Consider the following 21,743-nt stretch of genomic DNA (forward strand, 5'->3'; position numbering starts at 1 on the left):
GTCACACCTTGCGGACGAACTCCGATTTCAGACTCATGGCGCCAAAGCCGTCGATCTTGCAGTCGATATCGTGATCGCCGTCGACCAGGCGGATGTTCTTCACCTTGGTACCCATCTTGATCGTGCCGGCAGATCCCTTCAGCTTGAGATCCTTGATAACGGTGACGGTATCCCCGTCCTGCAGCACGTTGCCCGCCGAATCACGATGAACCCGGACTTCCGCCTCGGCCGGCGCGGACGCCTGCGCCGACCATTCATGCGCGCATTCCGGGCAGATAAAGAGGCCACCATCCTCGTAGGTGTACTCGGAATGACAGTTCGGGCAGGCGGGCAATGCGCTCATGGGGAATCCTGAATGGCGTGACAAAGGCGGGAAGTATACTGCGACGCCCGGCCTCCTCCCGGCCAGCGCTCTCCGAACGGGAGTACCCATGATGGCTACCGTCCGATACAACACGGATCACCGTATCGGACGTATATTGCCGGCTCCCGCAACGTCTCTGTCCCGTTCACTCGCGGGGCCCGTCAGCCGCGCTCTCACACAAGATGAAGACCACCCGCATCGACGCGACCACTTTGTTCCTGCTGACATTCCCGCCGCTGGCATGGGCCGGAAATGCCATCGTCGGACGCCTCGCCGCGGGCACCGTGCCACCGATCACGCTGAATCTTGTGCGCTGGATCATCGCGGCATTGCTGCTGGCCCCCTACGCGTGGCGGGGCGTCATGACGCATCGCGCCGCGCTGCGACAGCATCTCGCCATGCTCGCCACCATGGGCCTGCTGTCGATCGCCAGCTATAACGCGTTCCAGTACCTGGCGCTCACCACCTCCACGCCGATCAACGTCACCCTGATCGGCGCATCCACCCCGCTCTTCCTGCTGCTGATCGGCGCCTGCTTTTTCCATGAGCGCTTCCGGCCGTGGCAGGTGGCGGGCGCCCTGCTCTGCCTGCTGGGCGTGTCGTTCGTGCTGATGCGCGGCGAGCCCGAGCGGCTGACCCATCTCGAATTCGTGCCAGGCGACCTGTACATGCTCGCCGCGACAATCACCTGGAGTTTCTACACCTGGCTACTGCGCAAGCACCGCCCCGACCTGCCGCTGCCGGTACTTCTGCTTGCGCAGATCGTTGCAGGCGTCATCGCCAGCATTCCCGTCGCCGCGTGGGAACTCGGCCGGCTGACGGAACCCCTGCAGTGGAGCGGCAAGGTCGCGTGGATCCTGCTGTATGTGGGCACCGTGCCGTCGCTACTGGCGTATTTCGTCTGGGATCGCGCCATCTCGCGCGCTGGGGCGCAATTGCCGGTTTTCTTCATCACCCTCACCCCGCTATTCGCGGCCGTGCTTTCCACCGTTCTACTGGGCGAGTCGCCGCATTGGTATCACGGGGTGGGCCTTGTTTGTATCGGGGTGGGGATCTGGTTGGCGCAGCGGCGGTAGGGGGATTGGAAGCGCCACATCTGCTCGGCCATTCCCACCATGCCGGCTACGCCGACACCAACTGCGGATTGCCGCTCCGCCGCCAACTCTCCGCCTGCCGCTCCAGATGCACGCGGATGAAATCCATCAGCGTGCGGGTCGCCAGCGTCGGGTAGCGATTCGATGCCGTCAGCATGTAAACGCTGTCCCCCACACCCTCCGCCTCGCATTCGGCGAGCACCTCGCGGACCTGTCCTGTCTGGAGTTGCCGCCAGACGGCATAGCGCGGCAGCAGTGCCACACCAAGGCCTCCAATCATCGATTCCAGCAGAAACGGATAGTCGCCGGACTGGATACGTGGTGACACGCGCAAGGTCGTCGGGGTGCCTGCCATCCACACCTTGAGCGTGAAGCGTCGGCCCAGCGATGCGGGCGCGATCATGTCGCAACTCTCCAGATCGGCCACGCTCAGGATCGGGCCACGGCTGTCCAGGAAAGACGGCGTCGCGCACAAGCACCAGCCAACGTCGCAGATGCGTCGCGCCACGTGGTCATCTGGCGGTTGGGACGTGATTTTCAGCGCCATGTCGACCTCCGCGGAAATCAGGTCGCCGATGTTGTCGTTGATGACCACGCGCAGCGAAATCTGCGGGTAGATGCGGGCGAACTCCAGCAGCAGCGGCGTCAGGTAGAGATGGCCGAGCCCCGTCGGCAGGCGGATGCGCACGTCGCCACGCACCACCGTGCCGAGGCTGTCGATCGCGGTCTTGGCCGATTGCAGTTCATCGAGCATCCGCAGTGCGTGGGCGTAGAGCAGTTGCCCGGCCTCCGTCAGTTCGACGTGCCGGGTTGTCCTCCGCATCAACTGAGCGCCAAGGTGCTGTTCGAGCACCTTCAGACGGTGGGACACATTGGAGCGGGTCATGCCACTGCGCTCGGCGGCCGCCGTCAACGTGCGCGATTCCACCATCGTCACGAACAGCCGTACTAGGTTGAGGTCCAAGCTATTGTCAATCATGAGTCAACACCACTGGCACAAAACGATGGATTGTCACGGCGGAGGCGTAACCCTAGCATAGGCATCGCGCTAAATCATGCGAACCGCCCATGTCGAATGCCCTTGCCCCCACCCATCCAACCGATGACGGCCTGCCCGGCCTGCCCGATCTGCCTGACCTACCTTTTGCCGGCCTGCGTGTGCTGGACATCAGCCAGGGCATCGCCGGCCCGTACTGCGCGCATATCCTCTGGCAGCAGGGTGCGGAGATCATCAAGGTCGAGCCGCCGTCCGGAGACTGGGGGCGCAAGGTCGGTGTCGTGCGCGGTGATACCAGCGCGCTGAGCATTGCGTACAACGGCGGCAAACGCAGCATCTGCGTGGACGCCACGGTCGAAGCTGGCAGGGATGTCCTGCGCCAACTGGCGCTGCAGGCCGACGTGGTAGTGCAGAACTTTCGCCCGCAGGTGGCAGATCGGCTTGGCGTGGGCCATGCCACGCTGGCGGCGCTGCGCCCCGAACTGGTCTATGTCTCGATCAGCGGCTACGGCCCGGATGGCCCCTACGCCGACTACCCGGCATCGGACTCGGTGATGCAGGCCGACAGCGGGTTGATGTTCGCGAACCGTGGCGTCGACGGAACGCCCCGCCGCATCGGCATGTTGCTGGCGGACGCCGCCACCGGCCTCTACGCGGCCCAGGCCTGCGCCGCCGCCTTGTGCCGGCGGTACCGCACCGGGCGCGGCGGTCATGTCGAACTGAATCTGTTCGACGCCTGCTGCGCGCTGCAGGCCAACAATCTCCTCGAGCACGCCATCGCGGGCCAGGCCGTTGCCGGCCCGGTCAGCGCGCCCAACGGGGTCTTTGCCACCCGTGACGGCAGTGTGACGCTGCTGGCCCTGAACGATGCGCAGTTCGCCAAACTCTGTCACGCCCTCGACCGCGACGATTGGCTGGCTGACCCGCGCTTCGTCAACAACGCCAGTCGCATGGAACACGCGGCGCTGCTGAACCGGCAGGTCGGAGAAATCATCGTCACCCGCACGACCAGTGCGTGGCAGGAGCAGTTGAGCCGCCACGACGTGCTTCACGCCCCGGTCCGCGGCTATGCCGACGTGCTGCAGCACCCGCAGGCGGCGCACCGCCAGACATTCCAGTCGATCGAGCAACCAGGGCTGGGCGCTCTGCCCTTCGCCGGGATCCCCGCCCGGGACATGCGACGGCCCGCCGGGCCAGCACCCGAGAATGGCGAACACACTGTGGCGTTGCTGCAGGAAGCCGGCTTCGGCAGCCACGCCATCGACGAATGGTTGCGGCTAGGCGTGGTGCGACAGGCAACCGTCACGTCGGCGAAGGCGATGGCATGATGAAGGCGCTCGTATGCAAGCAGTTCGGCGGCGTCGAGGATGTGGAACTCGCGACCGTGTCCGAGCCCGCCCTGGCCGACCCCCATGCGGTCACGATCGAAGTGGAGTTCGCCAGCGTCAGCCATGCCACCGGCCTGATGATCGCCGGCCAGTATCAGCGCCGCCCCCCGCTGCCATTCGTGCCCGGCACGGAAGCGGTGGGACGCGTGGTGGCCTGCGGCAAGGCCGTCACGCGGCTGCGCCCAGGTGACCGGGTCGTAGCCATCGCCGACTGGGGCTGCTACGCGGAGCGATTCACGGTACCTGAGTACACCGTCTACCCTGTCCCCGACTCGCTGCCGCCGAAGGTCGCGCTGCCGATCCCACTCTCGTACGGCACCGCCTATTGCGGCCTGGTCTGGCGTTGCGCGCTGACGCCGCAGGACACCATGCTGGTGCTCGGCGCTGGCGCTGGCGTCGGACTCGCGGCGGTGGAGGTCGGGCGGCAACTTGGCGCGACCGTGATTGCCTGCGCCAGCACCGAGGCAAAACGCGCCGACGCGCTGCGCCGCGGGGCCACGCACGCGGTTGCGCCCCAGGACCTCGCCGCTCAAGTCAAGGCACTCACCGGTGGCCGTGGCGCGGATGTGGTGGTGGACCCGGTCGGCGGCGACCTGTTCGCCCAGGCGCTGCGCGCGGCTGCGCCGAACGCGCGAATTCTCAGCATCGGCTTTGCCAGCGGGTCCATCCCGCAGGCGCCGGTCAACCTGCTGCTGGTCAAGAACCTGACGCTGCACGGCTTCTTCTTCGGCCGATACATCGGCTGGACGCCGTCCGACGAGCGCGCCGAGCACGCTCCGGCGTTGCAGCAGGTCATGTCCACCCTGTTTCAGTGGGCTGCGGAAGGAAAGCTGGAGCCGACCGTGTCCGCTGTCTATCCGATCACCGGCCTGGGGGATGCCCTCGCCGCGCTGGAATCCCGCAAGGTTGTTGGCAAGGTGGCAATAAAAATCAAGGAGACAGAGACATGAATCATCCATCTACAACGAAGCCGGCATGGTCACGGCTGCATGTTGCGCTGGCAGTCGTGGCAACGGCCATCGCCATGCTGCCCGTCGGTGCGTCCGCGCAGACGTTTCCACAACATCCGGTACGCATGGTCTTGCCCTACCCTGCCGGCGGACCGACCGACCTGCTCGCGCGCGTGGTCGCCGTCAAGATGGGCGAGAGCATGGGCCAGAGCGTTGTCGTCGACAACAAGCCGGGGGCCAGCGGCATGATTGGCGCGGAAGCGGTCGCACGCGCCACGCCCGATGGCTACACGATCCTGGCCAATGCCTCGCTGCACGTGATCAACCCGAGCATCTACTCCAAGATGCGCTACGACGCTTTCAAGGACTTCGTTCCGATCACGCAACTGGCCGAGGTGCCGCTGGTACTGGTGGTCAACAACGACTCGCCGGTCAGGACCGTGCAGGACCTGATCGCGTACGCCAAGCGCCAGGGTGGCGCGCTCAATTTCGGCTCGGCCGGTAATGCATCGGCACAGCAACTGGCTGGCGAATCGTTCAAGCTGGCGGCCAAGGTGCCGATGCAGCATGTGCCGTACAAGGGCAGCGCGCCGGCATTGACTGACCTGATGGGCGGACAGATTCAGCTGATGTTCGATTCGATGCCGTCGGCCATGCCGTTCATCAAGTCGGGCAAGCTGCGTGCCGTGGCGGTGACCACCGCGCACCGCGCCAGCGCCCTGCCCGACGTGCCCACCGTCGCCGAATCGGGCCTGCCGGGCTTCGACATCAGCACGTGGTATGGCCTGTGGGCGCCGCGCGGCACGCCGGCTCCGATCGTCGAAAAGCTGGCCGCGAATGCCGCTGCCGCGCTGAAGCGCCCTGACGTGCGCCAGCAGTACGCCGACATGGGCGCCGAACCCGTCGGGTCCTCGCCGGCGGATTTCGCGCGGTACAACGTCTCCGAGGGCAAGAAGTGGGCGGAGATCGTGCATCGCTCCGGCGCGAAGGCCGACGAATGATTCCAATCGGCATATTTCGCCGAGGCCAAAAAAATACCCGCTGCCGGGTGGAGCGGGTACTCAAAGTGGTATGGACAAGTCGCGGAATTCGTCCATGTCAGCATCGTGGCAGCGACTTTACGCGTTGCCAATAATCTTTCCGGACTACCCCAAATGCGGGGCAACGCCGGAAAGACGGCCGGGGGGTAAGCATCATGGACAAGCATGCTGGAATCGAGTCCAATCGTCCTTGTCTGTCGCCCCCCGCACTTTCTCATGTCGCAAGCCCGGCTTCTGTTGATCGATGACCACACGCTGTTCCGCACCGGACTGAAGCTGTTGCTGGCCGCCAGCCCGAATGTCGCGTCGATCATGGAGGCGGGGTCGGTCATGGAGGCCACCGAGGCGCATGGCGACAAGCCCGTCGATATCCTGTTGCTGGATATCCAGATGCCCGGGCTGAATGGCATCGAGGGCATCAAGGTGCTCCGTCGGCATTTCTCCCGCGCACCGATCGTGATCGTCTCCGGCACGTCGGGCATCGACGCGATCCCCGATGAGGCGCGCAAGGAAGTCGCCGGTTTCCTGCCGAAATCCGCCGACCCGCGCGAAATCGAGGAAGCAATTGCCTGCTGCCTGGCGGGCGGCACGTACTTTCCGACCGAACAGCCCTGCGACTGCCTCCCACAGACCCGGGCCTACAGGCCCAGCCAGCTCACGCCGCGCCAGCTCGAGGTCCTGAACCAGCTTAATCTGGGGCGTTCGAACAAGGTCATCGCGTATCACCTCGGCCTGTCGGAAAACACCGTACGCGTGCACGTGGCGGCGATTCTCGACCACCTCGGCGTGGTCAGCCGCGTGGAAGCCATTCTCGAAGCCCAGCGCCGCGGTCTGGTGCAGGCACAACGCTGACGCCCACGCCCGGCATGTGGCCCTCCTTGCTGCCTCACTATGACGAGCCGCGCCTGCTTGCGGCGCAGATGGAGCTGATCGACCAGAGCTTCGGCATCGCGATGCTTGGCTGCTCGCTTGCGGCGATCATCCTGGCAGTTGGCCTGACGGTCACGGGTGGACACCCCGGCGCCATGCCCTGGGCCGCGTCGATGGTCGTGCTCTGCGCCATCGCCCATTTCGGCCGGCTGGCCGTGCCCGACCGTCTGACCGAGGCTCGCGCGGGACGTTACGCGCGCGCCATGACCGTCATGCTGGTGCTGATCGGCAGCCTGTGGGGACTGGTGGCCTGGCTCTACCTTGATATCCGGTCGCCCGCCGTGGTGATCTGCGTGCTGTCGCTGATTGCCGGCATGAGCGCGGCGGCGCTGGCGGTCTTCTCCACCTGCTTGCCGGTGGCCATCGGTTTCTTCATTCCCGCGATCCTGCCGGTGTGGATCGTATTCCTGCTCACGCGCGACATTGCCTACCTGCCGATGTTCTTTGGCACGCCGCTGTATCTGGTGGTGCTGCTGATCTTCGCGCGCAACTACTCGCGCGTGGCGCGTCATTCGATTGCGCTGCGTTTCGAGAATGTCGAACTGATCTCGCAGCTACGCGACCAGACCGCGCGCGCCGGTCACGCTTTGCGCGAGGCCGAGAACGCGAATCGCGCCAAGTCGGTGTTCCTGGCATCGGCCAGCCATGACCTGCGCCAGCCCCTGCATGCGCTGGGCCTGTTTCTCGTGTCGCTCGGGCGCACGCCGCTGGATACGCACCAGCGCCAGTTGCTGGACCACATCGAGGCGTCGTCCGGCGCGGCGCGGGAGATGCTCAACACGCTGCTCGATTTCTCGAAGCTCGAGGCCGGTGTGATCACCGCGCGGCCGCGCCCGTTCAGGCTCCAGCCGATGCTGCACAAGCTCGAGAACGAGTTCGCACCGCAGGCGAATGCGCGTGGACTGGTCTATCGCACCCGCGACACCACTGCCACGCTGTTTGGCGACCCGGCGCTGGTCGAACTGATCCTGCGTAACCTGATCGCCAACGCGATCCGCTACACGCACACCGGCGGCGTGCTGATCGCCTGCCGGCCCCGGCGCTTCCATGCCTCGATCGAGGTCTGGGATACCGGCATCGGTATTCCCGTCGCGCAGCACCGCGAGATCTTTCGCGAGTTCCACCAGCTCGGCAACCCGGAGCGCGACCAGCGCAAGGGGCTTGGGCTAGGCCTGGCCATTGTCGACGGGTTGGCGCGCACGATGCAGACCCGCGTAACACTGGATTCGATAGCGGAACGCGGCTCGGTATTCCGTCTGCAACTGCCACTGGCCTGGGGCGCGCCCGAGGAAGTCACGTTCCCCGGCAGCGTGATCCGCCTGGATGGTCTGCGCGTGCTTGTCATCGACGACGATCCGGCAATCCGCCAGGCAATGGCCGAACTGCTGGCGGCCTGGGATTGCGACTGCCGGCCCGCCGAATCCGAGGACGAGGCGCTGGCCCTGCTCGACACCTTCCCCCCCGACCTGATCCTGGCCGACTACCGGCTGCGCGGCCATCGCACCGGCCACGAAGCCATCGCCGCGATCCGCGAGCGCACCGGCCAGGCGCTGCCGGCCATCATCATCACCGGCGACACAGCGGCAGATCAGCTCCGCAACGTCCACGCGGGTGGCACCGCGCTGCTGCACAAGCCCGTGGTCCCGGGCGAACTCCATTCGGCCATTGGCGCCCTGCTCCGGGGCTCCGAATGGTATCGGGTCCAACAATAAGCATCAGCCATATTCATGCATTAAAAGCATGAATAGATCAGTCCTATTAATTGGACTTAGGTCTGGCGGCCCACCACACTGCAAGGCACTGCGGGCCTGATTCCCTCGGCCAACGCGCACGTCATTTCAAACCATGACTCAAGCGAGGAGCCTTCCATGACCGCCACACGCCCCGACTTGCCGAAGCACGATCTGCTGATCGACGGCAAGCGGCTGCCCCCCGGCAGCGGTGAGTATTCCACCGACATCAACCCCGCCACCGAGGAACCCATCGCGCTGGTGGCGCAAGGCAGCGCCGCTGACGTCGACACCGCCGTGCAGGCCGCCCGCGCGGCACTCAAGGGCTGGGCGGGCATGCGCGCCGCCGATCGCGGCCGCATCCTCAACCGGTTCGCCGACCTGCTGGAAGCCCATGCCGAGGAACTGATCACGCTGGAGAGCCTGGATGCCGGCAAGCCGCTGGCGGCCGTCCGTCGGCAGGATCTGCCCGCGGTTATCGACACCGTGCGGTACTACGCGGGCTGGTGCGACAAGATCCACGGCGCGGTGATTCCAACGCGGCCGGACGCGCTGACCTACACGGTGCGCGAGCCTGTCGGCGTCGTCGCGGCCATCATCCCGTGGAATTTCCCGCTGATGATCGGCATGTGGAAGATCGCACCCGCCCTGGCCTGCGGTTGCACGCTGATCGTGAAGCCCGCCGAGATTACGCCACTGACGGCCCTGCGCGTGGCCGAACTGGCGCTGGAGGCCGGCGTGCCGCCGGGCGTCTTCAACGTCGTCACCGGCAAGGGCAGCGTGGTGGGCAATGCGCTGGTTGCGCACCCGGGAATCGACAAGGTGACGTTCACGGGATCGCCCGGGGTCGGGCGCGGGATCATGCAGGGCGCGGCCGCCAACTTCAAGCGCGTCACGCTGGAACTGGGCGGAAAGTCCGCCAACGTGATCTTTGCCGATGCCGACATCGATGCGGCCACGCGTGCCGCGGCATCCGGAATCTTCTTCAACTCGGGGCAGGTCTGCTCGGCCGGGTCACGCATCCTGGCGCAGCGCAAGGTGTACGACGAAGTGGTGGAACGGCTGACTGCCCGCGCCCGCGCGATACGGGTCGGCGATCCGGCCTCGCCGGACACGACGATGGGCCCCGTCGTCTCGGCGGCGCAGATGAAGACCGTGCTCGACTATGTGGAAATCGGCAAGCGAGAAGGCGCCAGCGCGGTGACCGGCGGCGCGCGCATCGGACAGCGCGGCTTCTTCGTCGAGCCGACCGTGTTCGCGAACGTCGAGCACGAAATGCGGATCTCGCAGGAAGAGATCTTTGGCCCGGTGGCCAGCGTGATTCCATTCGAAGACGACGCCGATGCCGTGCGCATCGCCAATGGCACCGCGTTCAGCCTGGCCGCTGGGGTATGGAGCGCGGACATCGCGCGCGTGCACAAGGTAGCCGGGGAATTGCGGGCGGGCACGGTGTGGATCAACACGTACGGCTATACCGACGTGCGTCTGCCCTGGGGCGGCGCCGGCGACTCCGGACTCGGCCGCGAGCACGGTGACGCCGCCATCGAGAACTTCACCGAACCGAAGGCAATCTGGCTTTCGCTGCGATAAGACGAGCGCTGACACAGCAGCGCACGCCGCAGTAGCGCACAAGTAGCGCGTGCGCATGACGCATCCCCGCCCGATTCACATGGGCGGGGTTTTTGTCGCAGATACGCGGCTGTCAGCCAATCATCCGCATTGGCAACAGCGAGTAGACGACCGTGAGCACGCCGACCACCGCCGGCGAAACATACTTCAGCGCGATGCTCTGCGACTGCACGCCAAGATAGGCGTACATGCAGATCAGCAGCATGGCGCAAACGAAGACGAGGCCGTCATAGACTTGCATGGATGTCTCCCAGAGTTCGTTCTTCGACTACTTCTGTGAAGGCGGGCCTGCACGTGGGGGGGAGCCCGTCTCTACTGCCCAACGCAATCTATTAAGGCCATGGTCGCGCTTGTCGCCCTGGGGCGACAATCATGGTAATCCCTTCGTTTCTGGCATTTTTCGATGTTGCGGCGCGGCACTTCGTGGCGCCGGAATCACCGCTTTCCGCGTCGGGAAAAGTCAAGGAGGCATTGTGCGGGCGCGCAGCGGCGACAGTTCGCCCGGTGTGGCGTGACCGATATCAAACAGCATCCGTCGCGACATGCCTAGAATCAAACATAGCCTTGCCCATCCATTGATCCATCGCAGGAGAGTTGCCAATGTTTCCGGAATATCGCGAACAGATTTCCATGCTCAAGGTGCATGACGCCCATTTCGCCCGGCTGTTCGACATGCACAACGATCTGGACCAGAAGATCCTGAACATGGAGGCGGGTCTGGACCCCGCCACACCGCTGGAGATCGAGAGGCTGAAGAAGGAAAAACTGCGGATCAAGGACGAGCTCTACGCGATTCTGCGCAAGACGCGCCCTTGATATTGATCTGACACGTCGGATCCAAAAACCATAAAGAACAAAGCGGGAAGGCAGCATCTACCTTCCCGCTTTTACGTTCCCGGCCAGGCGCTCAACGGCCGTTCATCAACGCTGGCCGAAGTGCGCGTCCCTGAACAGCTTTTCCAGCCCGCGCGGCTGCGAGCGCCAATACTGCTTCGGCGCATTGACACTAGCGCCAAGCTTGGCCGCCGCGTGCCACGGCCAGCGCGGGTCGTACAGCATCGCGCGGGCGATCGAGATAATGTCCGCCTCATTGTTGGCGATGATCGCTTCGGCCTGTTCGGCCTCGGTGATCAGCCCGACCGCCATCGTCGGCAACCCCACCTCCGCCTTGACGCGTTGCGCGTAAGGCACCTGGTATCCCGGGCCAATCTTGATGGCCTGCTGCGGCGACACGCCGCCCGTGCTCACATGCACCGCCGCACTGCCACGCGCCTTCAGTTCGTGCGATAGCGCGATCGTCCCCTCGATGTCCCATCCGTTCGGCACCCAGTCGGTGGCGGAGACGCGCATCCAGACCGGACGTTCGGCCGGGAACGCCTCTCGCACGGCTTCGAACACTTCCAGCGGGAAGCGCATCCGGTTCTCGAGGCTGCCACCGTACTCGTCCGTACGGTGATTGGCGATGGGCGAAAGAAACTGGTGCAGCAGATAGCCGTGAGCGCCATGCACTTCGATGCCTTCGATACCCAGGCGAGCCGCACGCTTGGCAGCCGCGACGAAGTCGTCGCGAATCTTCTTCATACCGGCCTTGTCGAGCGCGGCCGGCGGGACTTCTCCCGCCGCATGTGGCACTGCCGATGGCGCGAAGGTCTGCCAGCCTCGCGGCTGGTCGGGCCGAATCTGGCCACCGCCGTCCCACGGCGCTTCGCTCGATGCCTTGCGGCCAGCATGGGCAAGCTGGATGGTCACCGCGATGGGCGAATGGTTGCGCGCGGCGTCTAGCACGCGGCCCAGCGCAGCTTCATTGGCATCGTTGTACAGGCCAAGGTCGGCCGGCGTGATGCGGCCTTCAGGCGATACCGCGGTGGCTTCGATGATAAGCAGGCCCGCGCCGGACAGCGCCATCTGGCCGAGGTGAATCATGTGCCAGTCGGTGGCATTGCCTTCCTGTGCCGAGTACTGGCACATCGGCGCGATGGCGATGCGGTTGGCAAGCTCGAGATTGCCGATCCGGTACGGATCGAAGAGATGAGGCATGAGGGCCATCCTTGCGGGGGTGTTCTGGTCCGGGCGATTGTAGTCGCCACTGAAAAACCCTGCTGACCCTGCCGGCGGCATGGGATACGGCCCTGGCCGCCCCCATATCACCTTATGCCGCCGGCATACGGCTACGTCACCGAGCTACGTCACTGGCTCAGCTTGGTGACGCTCAGTTGCGGATCCGCCGCGATGGCCTGCTCCGAGAACGGCAGCGAAATCCAGCGCTTGGCCGAGAACTGCCGCATCTGGTCCCAGGCATGGGGCGAAGCTGGGTCGATCGACTGGCCGTAGACCAGCAGCGCCTGCGCCACCGGCCCATTGGCATCGAAACCCACGGTCTGCACATAGCTCGTGCCGAAGTACACCTTCAGACCATCGGCCGACACCGGCTGGCTCTGGAGCTTGTTCAGCACGCCCTCGTACTCCTCCCCACCGTGCAGCGGAATCAGACCGTTGGGCGACTTCGCGGCCTGCACCTCGCCAAGCGGGGCATCCAGCGCGAAGCCAGCCTTGCGCATGGCCCCCACGGCATCCTTGAGCGCCTTCAGCACGGCCTCGTTCACCGCAGCGTCCTGCATGCGCAGGCCTCGCGGCGTGTTGACCGGATCTGCAGGATTGAAGGCGATGGCATACACATTCGGAATGACGTGCGCGCGCATCCAGAACTCGCGGAACAGCGGCGCGGCCCGGCTTTCCAGATTGCTGCGGCGATCCCACTTGCCCAGCGCCGTGCACCCGTCACGCAGATCGCTGTCGCCCTGAACAGCCTTGGTGCGGCAGGCCCGCAACAGGTCGTCCAGCACAAGCTCTGCAGCCAGATTGCGATCTCGGAACAGCACCGTCTGCAGGTTCTGGATGTCGAATCGGTTGCCCGGCAGGCCGTCCACACCGTTCAGGCGCTTGCCGATCTCCATCAAGCCAACACGCGTGCGCAAGCGCTGCGGCACCGCCTGCGGCCCGAGCACCGGCGAGAAGCCCTCCATCTTCTGCGCGGGATTCGCCAGCCACGAGCTGTCATTGCTGTTGGCCACAAAGTCGTCGCGTTCCAGCACCGGCATGGCCGATGGCGGGACCAGACCTGGCACCGGTGACGCCGGGTCGACGGTCCAGTTGCAGGCACCACGCGAGCCGTCGAGCAACACCATGCCCGTGCCGGCCATCAGCTTCTTCGCCAGCACGGCACCGTCTCCGGCCGGCGCGCAGCTTTCCAGCATCGAGGTCGAGACATTGGGGGTAACCGAGACATCGGCAAACATCGCGCGGCCCGAACGGTCGGTGGCAATCGTGTTGACCCACGGAATGCCCAGGTTGCCGATCGCGGTGCGGATCTCGCCCACGTTATGCGCCCGCGCGATATCGAGCCACGTGTCGATCGAGCGCGTGTTGTTCTGGTTGGCGTCCCGCAGCGTGTAAGCCTTCTGCGCCGTCCACGGCAGCCCTGCCTGCGGCATGGCCACGACCGGACCGTACTCGGTCATGTAGAACGTATGCGAACGCTGCTCGGTACGGCCATCAGCCAGCTTTGCCGCATAGCTGACCGTCTTGGTGGTCATCTTGCGCGGCTTGCCGTCGATCAGATAGGTGGTCGGATCTCCATCGGCCAGCTTCAGCTCGAACAGCGTGAAGCGGCGCGCTGTGGAAACGGTATGCGTCCAGGCCACGTCCTTGTTGAAGCCGATGCTGATGATCGGGAACGAGGCAATCGACGCGCCCATGACGTCGAGCTTGCCCGGCACCGTCAGGTGCGCCTGATAGAAGCGGTTGGTGGTCGTCCAGGGGAAGTGCGGGTTGCCGAGCAGCAGGCCGGAGCCATCTGCCGTGGCAGCCTTGCCAAACGCCCAGCCGTTGCTGCCGATCGGCGGATCGAGCAGTTGCAGGTCGCGGTTCACCGCCTCGAAATCGATCGCGGCGATATCGACACGTGCGGTCAACGCGGTGGACTTGGCGGCGGACTTGGTGACCTGAGGCGGCGCTGCCGCGACGATGCCTGCCGCGAGCGCGCCGGCGCTGGCCTGAATACTCTTTTCCTCGGCAAGCCGCGCCATGTCGAGTGCCGTGATCGGGCGAACCCACGCCGCATCGCGGCAGGCCGCCGGGCGCTTCGACGGCGGCGTATCGCGCAGGTAGCGGTTGTAGCCGGCGATATAGCCACGCAGCAGTTCATGCGCTTCGGGCGATTGCTTCGCCGCGCTGGCCTGCAAGGCATCGTCGTCGAGAATGCCGCGGAAGAACGCATCGGCGTCCGCATTGCGCATCGGCTTGAAGGACACCTCGGTGGTGCCATCCGGCCCGAACGTCGCCGAGCGCTCACCGCTGACCGTCACCACCTGGCTGGCCATCAGGCAGACGTTGTCCTGCGCATAGGCGTACGCCATGCCGAAGGCGACGCTGGCGTAGTCGTTGGCGCGGATGTGGGGAATGCCGTAGGACGTGCGGCGGATTTCGGCGCTGAGGCCCTGCTCGCTCCAGTTACCGTTGCCAGTGGCGCAACCGCTCAAGGCCGCAGCCGCCAGCGTGGCCGTGCCAAGCACGACCGCGCCGCGCGCAATGCGTGGGGTCATCTGTCTCTCTCCTGTTTGCTTTGTTGTTGTCGTGGCTGCGGCGGGCAATCTCGCGCACCGCGAGCCATCGGCAATGGTCAGGCAAACCGGGGGGCGACAGATAGAGCCTATCCCGCCAGATGGCGTGCCGATACCGCCACCGATACCGCCACCATGGGCGGCCTGACGACACTCGCGGGAGAAAGACGATCAGATCTTAGGAATACGGAGGGTCTTCGAGATCATCAGCGAGCCCGACAGCACGAATAGCAGCGCCATCGGATGCAGCGTGCCGGGGCCAATCTCCCACGCGCCACCGAACAGCGCATCGCCGATCCCGCCCTGGGATGCGCACCAGGCCAGCACGCCAGTCAGCACGACACTGGTCGGAATCGGTGTGCCCTCGAAGTATTTGACCTTGCCGGTGCCCTCGGCCATCGACTCGGCGGTGACATTGAATCGGGCAAGACGGCTCACGCCGCAGCAGACGAAGTAGATCAGCGCCACCAGATCCCAGCCGCCGCGCATGCCGGCCGCAAACGCCAGCGTGGCTGGGCCGACGCCGAACGAGATGATGTCGGAGAGCGAGTCTAGCTCCCGGCCGAGCGCCGAATGCGCGTGGCGCCAGCGGGCAATGCGTCCGTCGAGCACATCGAAGATGAACGCGGCAGGCGCCAGCGCCGCCGCGATATAGAAGGTCCGGAGCGAAGGCTCCGCCACGAAGAACATGGCGAAGAACACCGAACCCATGCCGCACGCCGCGTTGGCCAGCGTGAAGAAATCGGCCAGTTGCAGATCGCGCAGCATCGAGAAATGCCGGGGGCGCGGTTGAGGCGTCGACATGGAATCGGTCCGGTTGAAGCAGTGATCAGATGACGGTATTGACGTGATGCACCTGCGGCGGCGCGACGAAGCAGTCGCCCACGAGCTTGCGCCAGGTCTGGAAGTCGTCCGATTCGCGGAAATGGACCATATGGTCTTCCACGGTCTCCCACGCCACCACCAGCGTGTAGCGCGACGGCTCCTCGATCGAACGCTGCAGGTTCAGGCCGTGGCAGCCGCGGGCGCGCAGGAACAGCGGCTTGGCTTGCGCCACGCCGGCCTCGAACTGGGCTTCCATGCCGGGCTTGATGGTGATCTGGGCGATTTCGTGAATCATGATGGATCTCTCTTCAGGTTCTTCGTCGACGGGAGTCTGATACGGTGCGCGGCGCCGGCGTGCGCCACATGGCGTCTACCTTAGCAGATTCGCATGGCTGGCTCAGCCACTGACCTTGTGCCGGGCCAGGCCTTGCGCAAGATAAACGACCACCAGCGCATTCGCAATGGCCAGGCCGCCGTGCAGCCATGTGGGATGCCGGATCGCCTCGTAAAGCTCCACTGGAATATAGATGGCACCGGACCAGACACCGATCCAGTTACCCCACGCCAGCCCCCGCCACAGGCCATAGGCCTCGGCAAACCGCATCAGCGCGTAGACGAACGCGGACCCGCCGATGGCCCAGAGACGGCCATCGCCTGGGTTCGCCAGCAAGGACAGGAAGATGGTGGGATAGTGGCTGGCGGGATTGATGTGTATCCGCCGGATGATGGTCTCGGCGATTTCCTGCGCATCATGGTGCAGCAGCGCCATCAGGCCGACACCGGCCAGGATGACGAGCGCCCCCTTGGCGGCTTCGAACAGTGCAATACCCTTGAGCCCCAGTGGCGAGCCGGAGTGAGCCATGGCGGAATCGATGAAATGTGCGAAGCCGCCATTGTGCTGTCATCCGGGCGGCGGCGCTAGCGTCCGCCCTGCCGTTCGACCATCGGTCCGTTTGCGTTGATATTGCCGGCGGCCTCCAGGGCGCCATTCACGGTCAAGGGGCCGTTGACGTATAGGTCGCCGTGCACCGCCATTGGCCCCTGCACGGTCAGCGGACCATGGAACACCTTGAGCAAGCCCTGGGAGGAAGGGCGGCCATAGCCGCCAGGCGAGGCAAACCAGTCTGCGGTGAGCGGGCCATTGGCGAAGACGTTGCCGTCAACGCGGAGCGTGCCCATGATGGTGGCCGGCCCTTCGACCCGCGCCGATCCGCCGACGATGATCGGGCCAGTGTTCGCCGGCTGCGCGTCGGCGGGCCATGACACCGTCATGCCAAATGCAACGGCGGCAACGGCGACAACGGCGACCGCCATCGCAAGCGGATTCGTACCGCTATGTGATCTTGTTCGATGTCGCATATGGGCCCTCCAAACGAAAGCTGGCGCGACGTTTCCAGTGTAGTGCTCCGGAAACGCCACGCCAGCGTGAAATTGCCGCCAAATGTTACCTGCGGCGTACGGCTCTCAGTTCTTCGCCACATTCTCCGGCAGAGGGCCCCAACCGCCACCGAGGCTACGCACGAGCGACACCGTTGCCGCCGCCCGCAGACCGGCCACCGCGTTGGCATCGCGTTGCGATTGCAGCACCGTGCGGTCCGCGTCGATCACAGTGAGGTAGTCCACCGCGCCCGCGTCATAGCGACTGCGCGAAGTGCGCTGCGCGCGCTTCGCGCCGGCCAATGCACTGTCCAGCGCCGTGCCCTGCTGGCTCAGCCAGCGTACGTCGGCCAGGCTGTCCTCTACCTCGCGGAACGCCACCAGCACGGTCTGACGATATCGCGCCACGCTTTCCTCGTGCGCCGCGCGCGCGCCGGCCAGGTTCGAGCTGTTGCGGCCACCGTCGAACACGGTCTGGGCAACGGTGGAACCCACCAGCGGCCCAAGCAACCATGCGCGCGACGACCACTTGAACAGGTTCGAGATATCCGACGACTCGAAGCCGAACAGTGCCGTCAGCGAGATGCGTGGGAAGAACGCCGCCTTTGCCACACCGATCCGCGCGTTGGCAGCCGCCATCTGGCGTTCCGCCGCGGCGATATCGGGGCGACGTTCGAGCAGTTCCGACGGCAAGCCGGCGGGAACCGCAACCGGCGGCGTGTCGAACGGCCGCGCCGCCAGCGCGAACTGCGACGGCGACACTCCGGTCAGGACGGCCAGCGCGTGCTCCTGGTTGGCACGACGGCGCTCGATCCCAGCCAGATCGGCGCGGGCCGTGCCAAGCTCGGCCTCGGCGCGGGCCGGATCGAGATCGGTCGTTTCGCCCGCCTCGTAGCGCTTGCGCAGCAGCGTCAGCGCGTCCTCGCGCAGCTTGATCGTCGCGTTGAGCAGATCCCGGTCGCTATCGAGCGTGCGCAGCGCGAAGTACGCCTGCGCCGTATCGGCCTGCAGCGCGAGTTGCACCGAGCGATACAGGTCTTCGGCGCCCTGCTCGTCGGCGCGTGCTGCATTGACGCTGTTGGCCACGCGGCCGAAGAGATCAAGCTCGTAGTTGGCGATCAGACGCGCCTGGTACACGGTCTGCGGCGGCACCCGCGTGCCATCGGGCAAGCCTTGCGAGGCTGCCGAGAGCTGCGCGCGCGTCGGACTGAACCCCGCGCTCAATTGCGGGTACAGGTCCGCCTCGGTCGCCCCCGTGAAGGCACGCGCCTGCTTCAGGCGCGCCGCAGCCGCAGCGAGGTCCTGGTTATAGGTGTTGGCCGCGTCGATCAGGCGATCGAGATCGGCGTCGCCGAAGACCTTCCACCATTCACCGCGATGCAGGCCCTCGGCCGGTGTCGCTGTCTTCCATTGCGCGCCTTCCGCAGCGGCGGCTTCGGCTTCCTTGAACGTCGATGCGGTGGGCGTCTCGGGCACCTTGTAAGTCGGTGCCAGCGAGCAGCCCGCCAGCACCAGCGCGGCGGCCAGCATACCCAGCTTCGGCAAGACCAGCTTCATTGCGTTATTCATATTGTTCACCCTTATTCTGCCGATACCACCGGCTGCGACGCCGTTGCAGGCTGCTCAGCCACCTTCCGGCGCTGGCCACGCGTGGCCAGCAAACGCAGCGCCACATAGAAGACCGGCGTCAGGAACAGGCCGAAGAACGTCACCCCCAGCATCCCCGCGAACACGGCCACGCCCATCGCATGGCGCATTTCCGCGCCGGCGCCGGTGGACACCACCAGCGGCACTACACCCATGATGAAAGCGAACGACGTCATCAGGATCGGGCGCAGACGCAGGCGGCTGGCCTCGATCGCGGCCTGCACCACCGTACGGCCGTGATGCTCCAGCTCACGCGCGAACTCGACGATCAGGATCGCGTTCTTCGCGGATAGCCCCACCAGCACGATGAAACCGATCTGGGTGAAGATGTTGTTGTCGCCACGGGTCAGCCACACACCGGTCATGGCAGCCAGCAGGCTCAGCGGCACGATCAGGATCACCGCCAGCGGCAGCGTCAGGCTTTCGTACTGGGCGGCCAGCACCAGGAACACCAGCAACACGCACAGCGGGAAGATCCAGACGCCCGCATTGCCGGCCAGGATGTCCTGGTACGTCAGCTCGGTCCACTCGAAGCCGATACCCTTGGGCAGCGTCTCCGCGGCGATCCGCTCGGCGGCGGCCTGCGCCTGACCCGACGAGAAGCCAGGAGCCGGACCACCATTCATATCGGCAGCCGTGAAGCCGTTGTAGCGGATCACACTGTCGGGGCCGAAGCTCTGCTTGACCTGCACCAGCGACGACAGCGGCACCATCTCGCCACTCACGTTGCGCGTCTTCAGTTGCAGGATGTCCTCTGCATGCTGGCGGAACTGCGCATCGGCCTGCACCTTGACCTGGTACGTGCGACCAAACTTGTTGAAGTCGTTGACGTACGCCGAGCCGAGGTAGGTCTGGAGCGTGTCGAAGACGTCGGTCACGGGCACGCCGAGTTGCTTGGCCTTGGTGCGGTCCAGTTTCACGTCGAGCTGCGGCACGTTCACCTGATAGTTGCTGAAGATGCCGGCCAGTTCGGGCGTGGCGCGCGCCTTGGTCATGAACGCGTTGGTCGCATTGAACAGTTCGTCATAGCCCAGCGCGGCGCGGTCTTCGATCATCATCTTGAAACCGCCGATCGTACCGAGGCCCTGCACCGGCGGGGGCGGGAACACCGCGATGAAGGCGTCCTGGATCGAGCCGTACTGCTTGTTCAGATCGGCCGCGATCGCATTGCCAGACAGCTCCTTGCTCTTGCGCTTGTCGAACGGATCGAGCGTGACGAACACGATGCCGGCGCTCGGGCTGTTGGTGAAGCCGTTGATCGACAGGCCCGGGAATGCCACCGCCGACTCCACGCCCGGATGCTTGAGCGCGATATCCGACATGCGGCGGATCACGTCTTCCGTGCGATCCAGCGTCGCGCCGTCAGGCAGCTTGGCGAAGCTCACCAGGTACTGCTTGTCCTGCGCCGGCACGAAGCCCTTCGGCACCATCTGGAACACGCCCCAGGTTGCCACCAGCATCAGCGCGTACACGCCGAACACCGAGCCCTTGCGACGAATCACACCCTTCACGCCCCGGCCATAGTTGTCCGAGCTGCGGCGGAAGAACTGGTTGAAGCGGACGAAGAACTTGCCGAGCACCTTGTCCATGGCGCGCGTCAGCCAATCCTTCGGCGCGTCGTGGCTCTTGAGCAGCAGCGCGGACAGCGCGGGCGAAAGCGTCAGCGAGTTGAACGCCGAGATGATCGTCGAGATCGAGATCGTCAGCGCGAACTGCTTGTAGAACTGCCCGGTCAGGCCAGTCATGAATGCCAGCGGCACGAACACGGCGATCAGCGTCAGCGCGATGGCGATGATCGGGCCGCTTACCTCGCGCATGGCCTTGTACGTGGCTTCCTTCGGCGACAACCCTTCCTCGATATTCCGCTCGACGTTCTCCACCACCACGATCGCATCGTCCACCACGATACCGATTGCCAACACCAGACCGAACAGGCTCAGCGCGTTGATCGAGAACCCGAACGCGTGCATCAGCCCGAACGTGCCGACGATCGACACCGGCACGGCCAGCAGCGGAATGATCGACGCGCGCCAGGTCTGCAGGAACAGGATCACCACCAGCACCACCAGCGCGATGGCCTCGAACAGCGTGTGCGTCACCGCCTCGATACTGTGGCGCACGAACTGGGTCGGGTCATAGACGATGCTGTAGTCCACGCCCTCCGGCATGTTCGCCTTCAGCTCGGCCATCGTCTTGCGCACATCGTCCGAGATCTGGATCGCGTTCGACCCCGGCGCCTGGAAGATCGGCAGCGCCACGGCGGACTTGTTGTCGAGCAGCGAACGCAGTGCGTACTCGGAGGCACCCAGCTCTACGCGGGCGATGTCCTTGAGGTACGTCACCGCGCCGTCCGGCGAGGTGTTGACGATGATGTCGCCAAACTCTTCCACCGTCTGCAGACGGCCCTGCGCGTTGACCGACAGTTGCAGATCGGTGCCCGGCAGCGAGGGCGACTGTCCGATCACGCCGGCTGCCACCTGCACGTTCTGCTCGCGGATGGCCTTGACCACGTCCGAGGCCGCCAGATGGCGCTCGGCGATCTTGTCGGGGTTCAACCACACACGCATCGAGTAGTCGCCCGAGCCGAACATCTGCACCTGACCGACGCCCTGGATACGCGCCAGGCGGTCCTTGACGTTAATCAGCGCGTAGTTGCGCAGATACGTCATGTCATAGCGATTGTTCGGCGAGACCAGGTGCACCACCATGGTCAGGTCAGGCGAGCTCTTGACCGTGGTAATGCCCAGGCGACGCACGTCCTCGGGCAGGCGCGGCTCGGCCTGCGAGACGCGGTTCTGCACGAGCTGCTGGGCCTTGTCCGGGTCCGTGCCCAGCTTGAAGGTCACCGTCAGCGTCAGCGTGCCGTCGCTGTTGGCCTGCGAGTTCATGTAGAGCATGTCCTCGACGCCGTTGATCTGCTCTTCCAGCGGCGTGGCCACGGTCTCGGCGATCACCTTCGGGTTGGCGCCCGGGAACTGCGCGCGCACCACCACCGACGGCGGCACCACTTCCGGGTACTCCGAGATCGGCAACTTGAACATCGATATGGCGCCGATCAGGAAGATCAGCACCGATAGCACACCCGCGAAAATGGGGCGGTCGATAAAGAATTTCGAGAGATTCATCTTGGTCTCGGCGAAAACAGCCCCCCCT

At 65.2% G+C, this 21,743-nt stretch carries 19 protein-coding genes; 8 read left to right on the top strand and 11 right to left on the bottom strand.

The genetic code is table 11. From position 1 onward, the window contains the following. Position 1: 1 nt before the first annotated feature. Positions 2 to 343, bottom strand: a complete 342-nt coding sequence (locus tag D769_RS01545; protein WP_008641427.1) for a zinc ribbon domain-containing protein YjdM — start codon at positions 341 to 343, stop codon at positions 2 to 4. A gap of 203 nt (positions 344 to 546) precedes the next feature. On the opposite strand from D769_RS01545, the gene D769_RS01550 reads away from it, so the two are divergent. Continuing rightward, positions 547 to 1,440 (top strand): DMT family transporter, encoded by an 894-nt coding sequence (locus D769_RS01550; RefSeq protein WP_008641429.1) that lies wholly within the window; start codon positions 547 to 549, stop codon positions 1,438 to 1,440. 46 nt (positions 1,441 to 1,486) lie between these two features. Here D769_RS01550 and D769_RS01555 read toward each other — a convergent pair whose 3' ends face one another. Further along, positions 1,487 to 2,437 carry a LysR family transcriptional regulator gene (locus tag D769_RS01555; protein ID WP_008641431.1) on the bottom strand — a complete coding sequence of 317 codons (951 nt, stop codon included), beginning with the start codon at positions 2,435 to 2,437 and terminating at the stop codon, positions 1,487 to 1,489. Between the two features lie 89 nt (positions 2,438 to 2,526). Between D769_RS01555 and D769_RS01560 the strand changes: the two genes are divergently transcribed. The 6 genes from D769_RS01560 (at position 2,527) to D769_RS01585 (ending at position 10,083) form a co-directional block, all read left to right on the top strand. After that, positions 2,527 to 3,783, top strand: a complete 1,257-nt coding sequence (locus D769_RS01560) for a CoA transferase (RefSeq protein WP_008641432.1) — start codon at positions 2,527 to 2,529, stop codon at positions 3,781 to 3,783. Further along, entirely contained in the window at positions 3,783 to 4,793 is a 1,011-nt protein-coding gene (locus D769_RS01565) for an NADPH:quinone oxidoreductase family protein (RefSeq protein ID WP_008641433.1), read from the top strand. The genes D769_RS01560 and D769_RS01565 overlap by 1 nt, the downstream gene beginning before the upstream one ends. After that, positions 4,790 to 5,794 (top strand): tripartite tricarboxylate transporter substrate binding protein, encoded by a 1,005-nt coding sequence (locus D769_RS01570; RefSeq protein WP_008641434.1) that lies wholly within the window; start codon positions 4,790 to 4,792, stop codon positions 5,792 to 5,794. Before D769_RS01565 ends, D769_RS01570 begins: the two co-directional genes overlap by 4 nt. Positions 5,795 to 6,049: 255 nt before the next feature. Then, complete coding sequence (locus D769_RS01575) at positions 6,050 to 6,685, top strand: response regulator transcription factor (RefSeq protein ID WP_008641435.1); 636 nt, start codon at positions 6,050 to 6,052, stop codon at positions 6,683 to 6,685. A 14-nt stretch (positions 6,686 to 6,699) separates the two neighbouring features. Continuing rightward, positions 6,700 to 8,475 carry an ATP-binding protein gene (locus D769_RS01580; RefSeq protein ID WP_008641436.1) on the top strand — a complete coding sequence of 592 codons (1,776 nt, stop codon included), beginning with the start codon at positions 6,700 to 6,702 and terminating at the stop codon, positions 8,473 to 8,475. A gap of 156 nt (positions 8,476 to 8,631) precedes the next feature. Then, entirely contained in the window at positions 8,632 to 10,083 is a 1,452-nt protein-coding gene (locus tag D769_RS01585; protein WP_008641437.1) for an aldehyde dehydrogenase family protein, read from the top strand. A 112-nt stretch (positions 10,084 to 10,195) separates the two neighbouring features. On the opposite strand, the gene D769_RS32180 is transcribed toward D769_RS01585, so the two are convergent. Beyond that, positions 10,196 to 10,363: a hypothetical protein gene (locus tag D769_RS32180; protein ID WP_008641438.1), complete on the bottom strand. Its 168-nt coding sequence runs from the start codon at positions 10,361 to 10,363 to the stop codon at positions 10,196 to 10,198. Positions 10,364 to 10,722: 359 nt separating this feature from the next. Between D769_RS32180 and D769_RS01590 the strand changes: the two genes are divergently transcribed. Continuing rightward, entirely contained in the window at positions 10,723 to 10,938 is a 216-nt protein-coding gene (locus tag D769_RS01590) for a YdcH family protein (RefSeq protein ID WP_008641439.1), read from the top strand. Positions 10,939 to 11,043: 105 nt separating this feature from the next. Here D769_RS01590 and D769_RS01595 read toward each other — a convergent pair whose 3' ends face one another. From D769_RS01595 to D769_RS01630, 8 genes are all read right to left on the bottom strand, one after another. Further along, positions 11,044 to 12,159: an NADH:flavin oxidoreductase/NADH oxidase gene (locus D769_RS01595; RefSeq protein ID WP_008641440.1), complete on the bottom strand. Its 1,116-nt coding sequence runs from the start codon at positions 12,157 to 12,159 to the stop codon at positions 11,044 to 11,046. A gap of 149 nt (positions 12,160 to 12,308) precedes the next feature. Then, positions 12,309 to 14,723, bottom strand: a complete 2,415-nt coding sequence (locus D769_RS01600; RefSeq protein WP_008641444.1) for an acylase — start codon at positions 14,721 to 14,723, stop codon at positions 12,309 to 12,311. Positions 14,724 to 14,912: 189 nt separating this feature from the next. Then, positions 14,913 to 15,545: a CDP-alcohol phosphatidyltransferase family protein gene (locus tag D769_RS01605; protein WP_008641445.1), complete on the bottom strand. Its 633-nt coding sequence runs from the start codon at positions 15,543 to 15,545 to the stop codon at positions 14,913 to 14,915. Positions 15,546 to 15,570: 25 nt separating this feature from the next. Then, entirely contained in the window at positions 15,571 to 15,861 is a 291-nt protein-coding gene (locus tag D769_RS01610; protein WP_008641446.1) for an antibiotic biosynthesis monooxygenase family protein, read from the bottom strand. A gap of 102 nt (positions 15,862 to 15,963) precedes the next feature. Then, positions 15,964 to 16,428, bottom strand: coding sequence for a DUF2127 domain-containing protein (locus tag D769_RS01615; RefSeq protein WP_008641447.1), 465 nt, complete (start codon positions 16,426 to 16,428; stop codon positions 15,964 to 15,966). 56 nt (positions 16,429 to 16,484) lie between these two features. Continuing rightward, complete coding sequence (locus D769_RS01620) at positions 16,485 to 16,880, bottom strand: hypothetical protein (protein WP_008641448.1); 396 nt, start codon at positions 16,878 to 16,880, stop codon at positions 16,485 to 16,487. 150 nt (positions 16,881 to 17,030) lie between these two features. Then, a complete protein-coding gene (locus D769_RS01625) occupies positions 17,031 to 18,512 on the bottom strand; it encodes an efflux transporter outer membrane subunit (RefSeq protein WP_040010823.1) in 1,482 nt (493 codons plus the stop codon). An 11-nt stretch (positions 18,513 to 18,523) separates the two neighbouring features. After that, complete coding sequence (locus tag D769_RS01630; RefSeq protein WP_008641450.1) at positions 18,524 to 21,715, bottom strand: efflux RND transporter permease subunit; 3,192 nt, start codon at positions 21,713 to 21,715, stop codon at positions 18,524 to 18,526. Positions 21,716 to 21,743 lie beyond the last annotated feature (28 nt).

Source organism: Cupriavidus sp. HMR-1 (assembly GCF_000319775.1).
GTDB classification, from domain to species: Bacteria; Pseudomonadota; Gammaproteobacteria; order Burkholderiales; family Burkholderiaceae; genus Cupriavidus; species Cupriavidus metallidurans.

Excerpts from the sequence above, each read along its gene's own strand:
- D769_RS01545 (WP_008641427.1), bottom strand. The coding sequence starts at position 343 with ATGAGCGCATTGCCCGCCTGCCCGAACTGTCATTCCGAGTACACCTAC.
- D769_RS01550 (WP_008641429.1), top strand. The coding sequence starts at position 547 with ATGAAGACCACCCGCATCGACGCGACCACTTTGTTCCTGCTGACATTC.
- D769_RS01555 (WP_008641431.1), bottom strand. The coding sequence starts at position 2,437 with ATGATTGACAATAGCTTGGACCTCAACCTAGTACGGCTGTTCGTGACG.
- D769_RS01560 (WP_008641432.1), top strand. The coding sequence starts at position 2,527 with ATGTCGAATGCCCTTGCCCCCACCCATCCAACCGATGACGGCCTGCCC.
- D769_RS01565 (WP_008641433.1), top strand. The coding sequence starts at position 3,783 with ATGAAGGCGCTCGTATGCAAGCAGTTCGGCGGCGTCGAGGATGTGGAA.
- D769_RS01570 (WP_008641434.1), top strand. The coding sequence starts at position 4,790 with ATGAATCATCCATCTACAACGAAGCCGGCATGGTCACGGCTGCATGTT.
- D769_RS01575 (WP_008641435.1), top strand. The coding sequence starts at position 6,050 with ATGTCGCAAGCCCGGCTTCTGTTGATCGATGACCACACGCTGTTCCGC.
- D769_RS01580 (WP_008641436.1), top strand. The coding sequence starts at position 6,700 with ATGTGGCCCTCCTTGCTGCCTCACTATGACGAGCCGCGCCTGCTTGCG.
- D769_RS01585 (WP_008641437.1), top strand. The coding sequence starts at position 8,632 with ATGACCGCCACACGCCCCGACTTGCCGAAGCACGATCTGCTGATCGAC.
- D769_RS32180 (WP_008641438.1), bottom strand. The coding sequence starts at position 10,363 with ATGCAAGTCTATGACGGCCTCGTCTTCGTTTGCGCCATGCTGCTGATC.
- D769_RS01590 (WP_008641439.1), top strand. The coding sequence starts at position 10,723 with ATGTTTCCGGAATATCGCGAACAGATTTCCATGCTCAAGGTGCATGAC.
- D769_RS01595 (WP_008641440.1), bottom strand. The coding sequence starts at position 12,159 with ATGCCTCATCTCTTCGATCCGTACCGGATCGGCAATCTCGAGCTTGCC.
- D769_RS01600 (WP_008641444.1), bottom strand. The coding sequence starts at position 14,723 with ATGACCCCACGCATTGCGCGCGGCGCGGTCGTGCTTGGCACGGCCACG.
- D769_RS01605 (WP_008641445.1), bottom strand. The coding sequence starts at position 15,545 with ATGTCGACGCCTCAACCGCGCCCCCGGCATTTCTCGATGCTGCGCGAT.
- D769_RS01610 (WP_008641446.1), bottom strand. The coding sequence starts at position 15,861 with ATGATTCACGAAATCGCCCAGATCACCATCAAGCCCGGCATGGAAGCC.
- D769_RS01615 (WP_008641447.1), bottom strand. The coding sequence starts at position 16,428 with ATGGCTCACTCCGGCTCGCCACTGGGGCTCAAGGGTATTGCACTGTTC.
- D769_RS01620 (WP_008641448.1), bottom strand. The coding sequence starts at position 16,880 with ATGGCGGTCGCCGTTGTCGCCGTTGCCGCCGTTGCATTTGGCATGACG.
- D769_RS01625 (WP_040010823.1), bottom strand. The coding sequence starts at position 18,512 with ATGAATAACGCAATGAAGCTGGTCTTGCCGAAGCTGGGTATGCTGGCC.
- D769_RS01630 (WP_008641450.1), bottom strand. The coding sequence starts at position 21,715 with ATGAATCTCTCGAAATTCTTTATCGACCGCCCCATTTTCGCGGGTGTG.